General features: G+C 41.6%; 8 protein-coding genes and 1 tRNA gene. 1 reads left to right on the top strand and 8 read right to left on the bottom strand.

Annotated elements, in window-relative coordinates:
- Window positions 1-8: 8 nt before the first annotated feature.
- Genes LKD48_RS09205 through LKD48_RS09225 form a run of 5 tightly spaced genes read right to left on the bottom strand, consistent with a single transcriptional unit; the run spans window position 9 to window position 8,414 of the window.
- The gene (locus tag LKD48_RS09205) at window positions 9-1,382 is read right to left on the bottom strand and encodes a UDP-N-acetylmuramoyl-tripeptide--D-alanyl-D-alanine ligase (protein WP_308731851.1); all 1,374 of its coding nucleotides are present in this window, start codon (window positions 1,380-1,382) and stop codon (window positions 9-11) included.
- On the bottom strand, window positions 1,379-2,881 hold the full coding sequence (locus LKD48_RS09210; protein WP_308731852.1) for a UDP-N-acetylmuramoyl-L-alanyl-D-glutamate--2,6-diaminopimelate ligase: 1,503 nt from the start codon (window positions 2,879-2,881) through the stop codon (window positions 1,379-1,381). The genes LKD48_RS09205 and LKD48_RS09210 overlap by 4 nt, the downstream gene beginning before the upstream one ends.
- Window positions 2,882-2,906: 25 nt before the next feature.
- A complete protein-coding gene (locus LKD48_RS09215; protein ID WP_227099952.1) occupies window positions 2,907-4,577 on the bottom strand; it encodes a formate--tetrahydrofolate ligase in 1,671 nt (556 codons plus the stop codon).
- A 25-nt stretch (window positions 4,578-4,602) separates the two neighbouring features.
- Window positions 4,603-7,695 carry a DNA translocase FtsK 4TM domain-containing protein gene (locus LKD48_RS09220; protein ID WP_308731853.1) on the bottom strand — a complete coding sequence of 1,031 codons (3,093 nt, stop codon included), beginning with the start codon at window positions 7,693-7,695 and terminating at the stop codon, window positions 4,603-4,605.
- Between the two features lie 14 nt (window positions 7,696-7,709).
- Window positions 7,710-8,414, bottom strand: coding sequence for a ClpP family protease (locus LKD48_RS09225; protein ID WP_118613050.1), 705 nt, complete (start codon window positions 8,412-8,414; stop codon window positions 7,710-7,712).
- A gap of 331 nt (window positions 8,415-8,745) precedes the next feature.
- On the opposite strand from LKD48_RS09225, the gene LKD48_RS09230 reads away from it, so the two are divergent.
- Window positions 8,746-8,833 (top strand) — tRNA-Ser (locus LKD48_RS09230).
- A gap of 216 nt (window positions 8,834-9,049) precedes the next feature.
- Here the strand turns inward: LKD48_RS09230 and LKD48_RS09235 are convergent.
- The 3 genes from LKD48_RS09235 to LKD48_RS09245 form a co-directional block, all read right to left on the bottom strand.
- Window positions 9,050-10,609 (bottom strand): glycoside hydrolase family 28 protein, encoded by a 1,560-nt coding sequence (locus tag LKD48_RS09235; RefSeq protein WP_308731854.1) that lies wholly within the window; start codon window positions 10,607-10,609, stop codon window positions 9,050-9,052.
- Between the two features lie 32 nt (window positions 10,610-10,641).
- On the bottom strand, window positions 10,642-11,358 hold the full coding sequence (locus tag LKD48_RS09240; protein ID WP_118613048.1) for a hypothetical protein: 717 nt from the start codon (window positions 11,356-11,358) through the stop codon (window positions 10,642-10,644).
- A 62-nt stretch (window positions 11,359-11,420) separates the two neighbouring features.
- The gene (locus LKD48_RS09245; protein WP_262537461.1) at window positions 11,421-12,263 is read right to left on the bottom strand and encodes a PHP domain-containing protein; all 843 of its coding nucleotides are present in this window, start codon (window positions 12,261-12,263) and stop codon (window positions 11,421-11,423) included.
- Between the last annotated feature and the right edge of the window lie 40 nt (window positions 12,264-12,303).

A 12,303-nucleotide genomic window follows, 5' to 3' on the forward strand; every position in this document is an offset into this window, starting at 1 on the left:
AAGCCTCCTTACTGCTCCATCAGATATTTTGTAATTTCCTTTAATCCGATTGCGTTAGACGCCTTTAAATAAACAACATCGCCTGCTTTTAAATTCTGATTTAAATATTCTGCAGCCTGCATCTTGTCATCAAATTCATGCACTAAATAGCTGCATTTCTTTTGCCTTGCACCATCTGCAATTGCTTTTGCTGTATCTCCGATTACGATAAGCTCATTTATAGGCTCTGATGCTATCTTTTCGCCAACCTCTCGATGATACTTTAGAGTATTTTCGCCAAGCTCACGCATTTCACTAAGAACTGCAATCCTTCTGCCAGACGTTTCAAAGCCGCCTAATACATTTACTCCTGCCACCATAGATGCCGGGCTTGCATTATATGTATCATCAATAACTTTATAATCTTTTACATCCATGATTTGCAAACGATTCTGAAAACCTGTAAATGTATAAAGAGATTTAGCTGCCAATGTCACATCTACACCATTTAAATGTGCTGCCGCAAGTGCTGCTGTCGCATTTAAAACATTGTGCTGTCCCAAAACAGACAATACAACTGGCACACGCATTTCGTTATGTACAAACGTAAATGCATAGTGGCCATTTTCCATATGAATATCCTCTGCTCTATAATCACAATACTCTTTTGTTCCGTACAAAACATAAGGATAACCTGTAGACTCTCTAAACTTATACAGCAATTCGTCGTCTCCATTTACAATCAAAAGACCCTCTTTTCCAAAGCCCTTTGAAATCGTATACTTTTCATGGCAGATTGCTTCCTGTGAGCCATAAAACTCAATATGAGCAACTCCTACATTTGTAAGAACTGCCATCTTAAGCTGCGCAATTTCACTTATAGTGCCAAGCTCTCCAGGAACATTCATTCCTAGCTCTAAAACTGCAATATCATAGTCGTTGCTCATCAAAGACATGGTGATTGGAAGACCGACAGAGCTGTTATAATTTTTCTGTGTCTTATATACCTTCTTTTCTGCTGAAAGCGCATAAGCAATCATCTCTCTTGTCGTTGTCTTTCCAACGCTTCCTGTCACGCCAATGGCAGGCACAGTAACACGGTTGCGGCAGAGCTTTCCAATCTCATGAAGAGCCAGTACAGTATCTTCCACGCGAATCCATGCGTGATTAGGATCATCCATGCTGTCATGCTCGCTTGTCAGAGTTGCCACACAACCAACTGAAAATGCACCGTCAATAAAACGATGGGCGTCTACTTTTGCTCCAATGATCGGGATAAACAAGTCATTTCCCTGGCTGCTTCTTGAATCAATGGAAAGATGATCGATCTGCTGCTTTTCATCTCCACACAGCAATTTTCCCTTTGTTGCTTCTACAATATCTTTTATACAAATATTAATCACTTGCTGACCTTGCCTTTCTTTGTCTTTTCGATAGATTCCACAATATCTCTTTCAGAAAATGCCTCCACCTTTCCAGCGATTTCCTGTGTATCTTCGTGTCCCTTCCCAACAAGTACAAGAAGATCGCCCGGCCTCATCTGGCTCATGCAGTAGCCTATAGCCTCTTTACGATCCCGTATTACCACATAGTCGCCTGTCACACCCAAAAGTATATCAGCTAAAATTTGCTCAAATGGTTCGTCTCTGGAATTATCCTGCGTAATAATTGTCAAATCGGCTAATTCACTGCTGACGCGCCCCATCGCACTCCGTCGCACGGCACTTCTGTTTCCTCCACATCCAAACATACACAAAATTCTGTTTGGATGATATGCCCGAAGTGATTCCAGCAGATTTTTCAGGCTGGCTTCATTATGTGCATAGTCAATCATAATCGTCCCGCCTTGAAAATGGCCCACCATTTCAAAGCGCCCCCGAACGGAAAATGTACTAAAATCCAACTGGTATGAATCATATTGCTCATCTGATGTTAACAGGCAAAAAGCAGAAAGCGCTGCTGCTGCATTGCTGACATTGCAAAGTCCCGGAAGCTTTAAGCTTATACTTCTTGCAGGCATTTTTTGCCAATGCCATAAAAAATGCTGGTATAATCCGTCTATCTCGACATCTTTTTCAATTTCAGATGCATAGCCATCTGCACAGACACTCGCTGAATACCAGCTGCAAATACCATTCTTATCTGCTGCAATCTCAAATGAAAATGGATCATCTCTGTTTAAGAGTACTTTTTTGCAATTTTTAAAAAATCTTTTTTTCCAGTAGGCATACTCTAAAAAAGAGGCATGTTCATTTCCCCCAATATGATCTGGATAAATATTTGTAAAGATTCCCAAATCAAATGTAAGACCTGCTATTCGTCCCTGCTTAACTGCAAGAGAAGACACCTCTGCAATAAAATGTGTGCATCCGGCCTTAACTGCCTCTGCAATAAAGCCATATAATTCAAACAGCTCTGGTGTCGTATGACTGCTTTTTGTCACGCGATCCTTTAAAAAGAAGCCATTTGTTCCAACAGTGGCACATAACATATGATTATTCAAAAAAAGCTTCTGAAGCATCGCGCAGACCGTTGTTTTTCCCTTGGTACCAGTCACGCCGATCAACAGAAGCTTTTCCTTAGAAAAATCATAAAAATTCGATGCCAGACGCGCTTGTGTCTGCGCTGACACATCTGTTTCTATAACGCAAATATCCTTTTGAGAAGATAAAATACGCCTGCTATCTTCATCATATTTCTCACAGATAACTGCGGCCGCACCTAAAGATAGTGCCTGCCGCAGATATTGTTTTCCACTTGTATGTGTTCCAGTGCGGCAAAAAAATAAATTTCCGCATTTTATCTTTCTTGAATCTTCACAAAGCCCTGTAATCTCACAATTTTCTGGGCTTCCCTGCTGTAAATGATACTCGATTCCTTTTAAAAGTATATCTAGTTTCATTCAGCCTCCTGATTCATAATGATATTTAGAACAATCCTGTGATATGGCCGTCATCGTCCACATCAATGTTAAATGCAGCTGGTGCCTTCGGCAGTCCTGGCATTGTCATAACATCACCTGTCAGTACAACGACAAAGCCTGCACCTGCACTTACATATACATCGCGCACAGTAATCTTGAAGTTTTCAGGTCTGCCTAATTTCTTTGCATCATCAGACAAAGAATACTGATTCTTTGCCATACATACCGGAAGCTCACCAAAACCGAGCTCTGTCAGCTTCTTTAATGCACGATTAGCTGCCGGCTGGAATACAACACCGTCTGCTCCATAAATTTCTTTTGCGATTGTAGTAATCTTATCTTTTAACGCCATCTCAAGCGGATACAGCGGATGATATTCAGACTTCTTTGTCTCAAGTGTCTTAACAACCTTATTTGCTAATTCAACACCGCCGTCACCGCCGTCTGCCCATACCTTTGACAGTGCAAACTCGCATCCTCTCTCCTCACAGAAACTGCGAATATATTCATATTCTTCCTCGGTATCTGTTAAGAAGGAATTTAAGGTAACAACAATCGGAACACCAAACTTCTGGATATTCTCAATATGCTTCTCTAAGTTTACAATACCCTTCTTTACTGCCTCAAGGTTCGGTGCTGCCAGCTCATCCTTCTTTACGCCGCCATTGTATTTTAATGCCTTTACAGTTGCTACGATAACTACAGCATCCGGCTTTAGACCTGCTGCACGGCATTTGATGTCCATAAATTTCTCTGCACCAAGATCTGCACCAAAGCCTGCCTCTGTAACAGCAATATCAGATAATTTCAGTGCCATCTTAGTTGCCTTTACACTATTGCAGCCATGTGCAATATTGGCAAACGGTCCGCCATGTACAAGTGCTGGTGTATGCTCAAGTGTCTGGATTACATTTGGCTTGATGGCATCCTTTAACAATGCTGCCATTGCACCAACTGCCTTTAAGTCTGCTGCTGTAACTGGCTCTCCGTCCATATTATATGCAACAATAATCTTTCCCAGTCTTTCTTTTAAATCACGGATGTTACTGCACAGACAAAGAATTGCCATAATCTCAGATGCAACAGTAATAACAAAATGATCTTCGCGAACAACTCCGTCTGCCTTTGCACCCAATCCAACAACCACATTTCTAAGAACACGGTCGTTCATATCAATACAACGCTTCCACACAATATTTCTTGTGTCAATACGAAGTTCATTTCCCTGCTGAATATGATTGTCAAGCATCGCTGCCAGCAAATTATTTGCAGATGTGATTGCATGGAAATCACCTGTGAAATGAAGGTTCATATCCTCCATCGGAACTACCTGAGAATAGCCGCCTCCTGCAGCACCACCCTTTACACCAAAGCACGGTCCAAGAGAAGGCTCACGCAGTGCAACAATTGCCTTCTTGCCAATCTTGTTTAATGCCTGTGTAAGTCCAATGCTGATAGTTGTCTTTCCCTCTCCTGCCGGAGTTGGGTTAATTGCAGTTACCAAAACCAGCTTTCCATCTGGTCTGTCCTTGATGCGGTTCCATAGCTCATCGGAAAGCTTTGCCTTATACTTTCCATATAATTCCATGTCATCCTCTGTAATACCAAAACCTGCTGTCACCTCGCGGATCGGCATCATCTGTGCCTCCTGTGCGATTTGGATGTCTGTCTTCATAAACGTATCCTCCCTTGTCCTATAGTTACCTGCTCTGCAGGTACTCTTCAAACTCTTCGGCCTTCATTAAGACCTTGCGCGGTTTTGTTCCCTCATCCTTGCTGACCACTCCCGCTGCATAGAGCTGGTCCATGATGCGTGCTGCACGATTGAATCCGATTCTAAGATGGCGCTGCAGATTACCAATAGAAGCCTTTTCCTGCTCAATGATAAATCTTCCTGCTGTCTCAAACAGCTCATCCTGATCACCGCCTGGCAGGCTACTTCCCGGCATATTTGCCTGAAGATCAATATTTGTGTTGATCTCTCCGCCTCTTACATTTTTCTGCTGAGTTAAGAAGTTTACAACCTCTGTTACCTCATCATCGGACACAAATGCGCCCTGAACACGAACTGGCTTGCTGATATAATACGGATGAAACAGCATATCGCCCTTTCCAAGGAGCTTTTCTGCTCCTGTCTCATCCAGAATAGTTCTGGAATCGATTCCGCTGGCAACACTAAAGGCAATTCTTGATGGAATATTTGCCTTGATCACACCAGTAATGACATTTACTGATGGTCGCTGTGTCGCAATAATCAGATGAATACCAGCTGCTCTGGCTTTCTGTGCTAGCTTCTGAATTGCATCCTCTACATCTGTTCCTGCTGTCATCATCAGATCTGCCAACTCATCAACAATTACAATGATCTGTGGGATTTTTTCCGGGCGATCCTTGCCTGGAACATCCTCGATCTGATCAATCTGTGCATTATATCCAATGATATTCCTTGCTTTATGCTCAGCGAACTTTTTATATCGCTCCTCCATCTCATTTACTGCCCAATTTAATGCAGCAGCAGCCTTCTTCGGGTCTGTTACAACCGGAATAAGAAGATGTGGAATACCATTATAAACACTAAGCTCAACCACCTTCGGATCAATCATAATTAATTTTACCTCAGAAGGTCTTGCTTTGTAAAGGATACTCATAATAATTGTATTGATGCAGACTGATTTTCCTGAACCGGTCTGACCGGCAATCAGAAGATGCGGCATCTTTTCGATATCGGCAACGACAGTTTTTCCCGCAATATCCTTTCCTGCGGCAAAAATAGTCTTCGACTTTGCTTTTGTAAATTCATCACTTTCCAGAAGATCACGAAATGCAACCATCTGTTTTTCCTTGTTTGGCACTTCAATACCAATCGCTGCCTTTCCTGGAATTGGTGCCTCAATACGAATATCTTCTGCGGCAAGATTAAGCTTAATATCATCAGCCAGATTAACAATCTTGCTGACCTTTACGCCCTGCTCTGGCTGTAACTCATAGCGTGTAACACTCGGTCCTCTACTAATATTTGTAATCGTAACACCTACACCAAAATCCTGCAGTGTACGCTTTAGCTTATCTGCCGTCTCCTGCATACTTCTAGCAAGCTCTTCGCGCCCCTTGCCTGATGCAGTTCCCGGTGTAAGAAGATCTGTTGACGGAAAGATATATTCTTTTGGCTCCTCATATGCGATCGGAACAACCTTTTCATCGTACTGATCTAGTCTTTCCTTAATTTTCACCGAATCCTTCGGACGCTTATTTTCTCCTGGAAGACCATCAAGCTCGACTGTGATCACCTTTCCAGTTGCAGTACGAACTGTTTTTGTATATACAGACTCATCCTCATCATGCTTCCCTGTATTTTTTGTATCACGCATAAGCATTCGATAGTCCACCGACTCATCTCCTGCTGCCGATGCCCCTGAAATATCTTCTTCTGTTTCATCTGCAGCATCTGTCAAGACAGTATCGGATGAGACATTTTCGGATGAGACATTTTCAGATGACTCAGTATCTGAAGATGATTCCATTGCCTTATTTATAATATTTTCTGAAATATCGTCAAACTCCAGATCATCTTCTTCTTTTACTTCATCATCAGTCTCAAGCACCCAGCCATCATCATGTTTTTGCGGCTCTTCTTCTAAAATATTGCTTGTATCAAGGCGAAGCGGTGTCGTAATTTCCTCACCTTCAATAAACATGCTTGGCTGTGTGACCTTATTTGTATCTTCTGCTGACTTTTGCTCTTCCTTTCCAAGAACAACCTCTTTCATGCTGCGGTCTTCTTCTTCAAGCTCTGTATTTGTACGCAGTTCGCGCTTTCCCTGTGATCCTTGTTCCTTTAACAGCTCACGATTCAATGCTTCCTGCCTTTTACTTTCTTCCAGCTGAATATTTACAAATTCACGATTGATATTTTTCTTTTCGAGAATTTCCTGTCTTTGCTTTTGTAAATTTTCCAGACGCATCCGCTGCATCTTGAGCTGCTCATTTTCTTCCTGCTCTCTGTGCAGACGCTTTTCCTGTGCACGAATTTTACGTCTTCCCTGCTGAAGCTTATGATGGGAAGAAACTGCACGATAAGCATTTTTCGAGTTTTGCTGCAGCTGTGTAACTACAGAATGGCCGAAAAACAATACTACACTGATAAAAAGGCATGCAATCATAATGACAAATGAGCCAATGATTCCAAATGCACTATATAAAACGCCAAACAAAGTGTGGCCAACAAGACCTCCTCCTACTGTAAAGATGTTTGATGTTTCATAGACAATTGATAAAATTGTTTCAATTGACAAAAACAGCAAGATACTCGCTGTCACCTTCTGAATCAATCCGCTGTTATGCCAGTTACTTATTATAAAACATGGCAAAAGAAATAAAATAAGCGGCATACAATAAGCCATTACGCCAAACCATCTAAAATTATATGTATGCAGAAGCTGCATCAGACCTCCGCCTGTAAAAAAACAGCTCAACTGCAAAATTACACAAAACACAAATACTGCAATAACTGCAATATCTTTTAAAATCGTGTAATCTACCTGAACCTGATTCTTTGAATGGTTCTTTTTTCGCTTCGCGGAAGATGAATATCCCTTTGCCGCTGTAGTTTTTTTATTTGTCTTTACTGCCGTCGTTGTTCGCGATGACCTTGCTGCGGCTGGCTTTGATGACGATGCTTTTTTTGTATTCGATGCCCTACCTGCCGCGGCTGACTGTGTTTTCTTTGCCGCTGTGCTGGTTCTTGGAGCTGTCGTTTTCGCTGTGCCTGCCGGCTTTTTTTGTGCTGCAGCCATGATTCCCCTTCCTTTCATTTTTCTATAACCGTTTTAGTATAACACACATGTTTGTTTTTTTCAATCAGTTCATGAAGTTTTGCAATCGCTTCTTTTATTGTACCAACTTCATGAATCAAACCTTCCTTTACAGCTTCCTCTCCCACAAGAATTGAGCCCACATCTCTTGTCAATGTTTTTGTATCCATCATAAGTTCCAAAAGCCTCTTTTCTGAAATTTTACAATGACTCGTCACAAATCCAGTAATCCTATCCTGTATGCGCTTAAAGTAATCATAGCTCTGACGCACACCGATAATCATTCCATTTAATCTAACAGGATGAATCATCATCGTGGCTGTCGGCACAATAAATGAATAATCAGACGATACTGCTAACGGCACACCGATTGAATGACTTCCACCAAGCACAAGTGTTACACTTGGAATTGACATACCTGCAATCATCTCTGCTATTGCCAGACCTGCCTCCACATCACCGCCTACTGTATGAATTAAAATCAAAAGTCCATCCACCTCACAGCTATCCTCAATCTGAGCAAGCTGCGGCAGCACATGCTCATACTTTGTCGTTTTTAAGTTTGATGCCAGACATTCATGACCTTCAATTTCTCCGATAATATTTAGCAGAAAAATTTTATGTTTCTCTTTATTTTCATCTAGTATCAATTCTCCACTCTCACGAATTTGCTCCTGCTGCTTTGTCAGTTTATCCTGCATGCTTTCACCTCCTGCTTTGATATAGAAAGTATCTTACAAAAAGACGAATTTATACAAGTTACAGTTCACTGGACACCCATTCGCAAAACCGCACGTTCCGTGCGTCGTTGCTAACCGCAAACAAGTTTGCGCGCAACTTTGTTTTGTTCATGAACGGGCGTCCACTTCGTCCTGCTGATCTGTCAAATTTCTATGCAAGCATGAAATTTGTCCAGATCTAGCATGACGCGTGAACTGTAACTTATACACATTCAAGCCGTAAAAATCTGCTTGACAAACAACCCTTTTTTATTGTAAACTAACAAATAGTGCAGACGCTAATCTGCTAGTTGGAGCGATATCGAAGTGGTCATAACGAGCCGCACTCGAAATGCGGTTGTCCGTTTCCGGGCACGTGGGTTCAAATCCCACTCGCTCCGCTTTTTGTTAATATCCGCATAATTACTGGAATGTTCGAGAAGTTCAAGAATCCGCTTAATATAACGGTTCTTGAGCTTTTTTATTATATTCTATTTTTTCATTTTAGTCATCTATATGACACGAAATATGACACGACATGACACAGATTTAGATGAATATAAAAATACCCCCGGTGCTTGCAGCACCAGGGGCACGTAAAAACATCTTTGTCAGAATTAATCCTGCTCTTCTTCTACATTTTCAACACCGCTAAGGCAAAGTCTCTCTCCATCCTGACCGTCTATTGAAACATTATGAAGTATCAGATTTTTAACATTTCCAATCACAAGTCCAAGTCTGCTTGCCGGCTCGCATCCCATCATCATGGCTGCAACGCCTGTCTGTGCCTCTTTTGCATATGTGATAGAAACATTATCAAATGCAAGACGCTCTATCTTCTGCTCTGGAAGACCATAGATGTACGCACCACAATAATGTGCATTGTGGCATACAATATTGCGAAACTCAATAGATTCAATCTTTGGTGTGCGTTCATCAACTGGAAGCGCCTCTTTTGTTCCAACATACTCTGTACGGCCATCTGGGTCGCAGAAATAAAAGCTGTTTACTACAAATGGTGCCTTTACACCTTCTAACTCAAGATCTTCAAATACAATGCCTTTTAATACAGAATCTTTTCCGCGTCCGCGTCTTGTTTTTACACGAAGACCTCTGTCTGTGTTTGAGAAACGACACTTTGAAATATGAATATCATCAACACCTGCCGCAATCTCACTTCCTACCGTGACTGCGCCATGACCATCCTGCATCCAGGACTGACGAATATGGATATGCTTTGACGGAACCTTAAATTTCTTGCCCATATAAATCTTTCCTGATTTAATTGCAATACAATCATCACCTACAGAGAAATGAACGCCTGCAATCTCAACATTTGTACAGGACTCTGGATCACAGCCATCTGTATTATGAGAATTTGCCGGTCCCTTTACTTCCATATCTAAGAAGCGAATCTGATTTGAAAAATATGGATGCAGATTCCATGCCGGTGAATTTTGTACTGTAACACCTACAACAGTAATATTTTCACAATGATTTAGAAAAATCATTCTTGGTCTCCAGGCACGAATCTTGTCCTTTGGACGGCTCCACCAATTCTCAAAATCAGCGCGGCCATCAAGAACACCCTTACCGCAGATAGTAACATTTTTTACATGGATTCCTGTAATCATTGATGCAAAGCTGTCAATAGGATTTCCCTCCCAGCTTCCAAGATTATAGTATCCATCCTCGTTGTCATACTCAATCTGTCCTGGAAGAATCGGTGTACGCGCACGGTCATAAATACCTGCTAACACTGCATTTTCCTGCAGCTCCAGAATCATATCACTCTTTAAAAACAGCGCTGTTACAAGATAAGTGCCCTTTGAAATCAAAACTCTTGCATTCTTAGGGCAACAAAGAATAGCTGCCTGAATTGCGCTTGTGTCGTCATGAGCACCATCACCAAATGCGCCAAAATCTCTGACGTTTAATGTGATTGGTTCCGGCTCGGTATGAAATGTAACTGTTTCAGAGGCTTCATTTGCACGCACCAGCATAATCTCATAATCAGTATCTGGAAGCAGCCCATCGATTGTCTGAATCATTCTGTGGAAAACACCCTTTAAGCGACCATTTACCCAAATTTCGTAGCTCGCAGTTTCGTAAATTGCATCCTCATCTAACTCAATTGTCACATGTCGGGATGAGCAAAATAATATATGAAAATTCATGATATACTCCTTTAAATGTAATTACAGTTTCGTTATGCCTCTAATTTCTGCTTTGCCATCTCCATCAGCACCATTGCAGCCTCAAGCTGATCATTATTGCGCTCATGACGGCAAATCACACGATACCATTCTAAAAGTAACCCCTGATATTTATAAGGAAGTAAAATTTTCTGACTGCATGCCTCATAAGCGGCTGCCACAATCAAAATTCTCTGCAGTGCATCAAGTGTGGCAAAATTTTCTCTAAGCACAGAAAATGTCTCTTTGAAAAGATCGGTGATCTGAGCCTGATACTCAAAAACACCCTCTTTCATTGCCTTTTTAATCTGTGTCAAACCATACAGATACCAGCCATCACGCTGCGTTTTCTCTACCTGACACAGTTGGCGATAAATATTCTCGTAATACTGGAGTGTACCATATTTAGTCTCATACTCTGTAAAGAAACTAAGTTCGTAGAACACCTGCTGACCTGTCAAGTGAACATCTTTACTATTTTCGCTACAATATTTCGCAGTCAGCTCTTCGCGAATTTTATTTAATGATTCGCGTCTTTCCGGATTTCGCTCAACAGCCCACAACCAAACACTGGCATATTCTACATTTGTCTGCTCGCTGCTTATTGCACCAAGCCGATCTGCAGCTGCACTTAAGCCAAGCTGCTCGTAAACACGCAGAAGTGCCTTTGCACTGAGCGCATCCACCTCCTTTATTTCGTAGATCCAATTCTGGATTTCTTCCTGTATCATGGTAAATCCCCTTTCTTACTGGACATCAATTCCTGTTTATGTTATTATTATAAAATAAGCATTTATGCAAGCAGCCAATTTGCAAATGCATCCGGTACATAAAGATTTCCCAGTCCTGTCCCAAGCTGAATATCTGGCTTAGGAGTTCCATGGTAATCTGAACCTCCGGTCATGTGAAGCTCATTTTTTACGGCAAGTGTACGAAGTTCCCGCTCCTGCGCATTTGTATAGGTAGAGTAGACAACCTCGATTCCTTCTAATCCACATTCCTTTAAGTCCTTTATGACCTTATCTAATACGGTCAGACTAAGACGATACTGCGGTGGATGTGCCAAAACTGGATGTCCTCCTGCCTCACGAATACAGGTAATTGCCTCTTTTGCAGTTACCCCTTCTTTCGGAATGTAGCACGGCTTTCCATCTCCAAGGTAGCGGTCAAATGCCTCTTTTACAGAGGATACGATACCCTTTTCGTAAAGATATTGTGCAAAATGAGCTCTCGTGATTACAGATCGGTCAAAACGAGCATAAAATTCGTCCTTGTCAATATTGCAAACGTTTTCGCTGATTAGACGCAGCATTTTCTCGTTTCTTTCTTGACGAAGCGCACCATATTGCTCCAACTTTTTTAAAAATTGTACATCTGTCTCATCAACACCAAGACCAAGAATGTGAAATTCCTTCACAACATTTCCAAGATCATATAGACTGGAAATCTCAATTCCTGGAATTAATGTAATAGACAGATCTTCTGCTACCTTCTTTGCCTCCTTGATACCACTTACAGTATCATGATCTGTCAATGCAATTGCCGAAAGCTTTTTCTCATATGCAAGTTCCATCAGCTCAGACGGTGTAAGAGAGCCATCTGAACAGCAGGAATGCGTGTGTAGGTCAACTGCCATAGTTCCTCCTTCGTTTTAAGTGAGTTGGATGTTCTTATTA

It is taken from the genome of Anthropogastromicrobium aceti, assembly GCF_020687335.1.
Taxonomy (GTDB): Bacteria; Bacillota; Clostridia; order Lachnospirales; family Lachnospiraceae; genus Anthropogastromicrobium; species Anthropogastromicrobium aceti.

Bases quoted from the DNA above. Each gene is read 5' to 3' on its own strand.
- LKD48_RS09210 (WP_308731852.1), bottom strand. From the start codon at position 2,881: ATGAAACTAGATATACTTTTAAAAGGAATCGAGTATCATTTACAGCAG.
- LKD48_RS09215 (WP_227099952.1), bottom strand. From the start codon at position 4,577: ATGAAGACAGACATCCAAATCGCACAGGAGGCACAGATGATGCCGATC.
- LKD48_RS09220 (WP_308731853.1), bottom strand. From the start codon at position 7,695: ATGGCTGCAGCACAAAAAAAGCCGGCAGGCACAGCGAAAACGACAGCT.
- LKD48_RS09225 (WP_118613050.1), bottom strand. From the start codon at position 8,414: ATGCAGGATAAACTGACAAAGCAGCAGGAGCAAATTCGTGAGAGTGGA.
- LKD48_RS09235 (WP_308731854.1), bottom strand. From the start codon at position 10,609: ATGAATTTTCATATATTATTTTGCTCATCCCGACATGTGACAATTGAG.
- LKD48_RS09240 (WP_118613048.1), bottom strand. From the start codon at position 11,358: ATGATACAGGAAGAAATCCAGAATTGGATCTACGAAATAAAGGAGGTG.
- LKD48_RS09245 (WP_262537461.1), bottom strand. From the start codon at position 12,263: ATGGCAGTTGACCTACACACGCATTCCTGCTGTTCAGATGGCTCTCTT.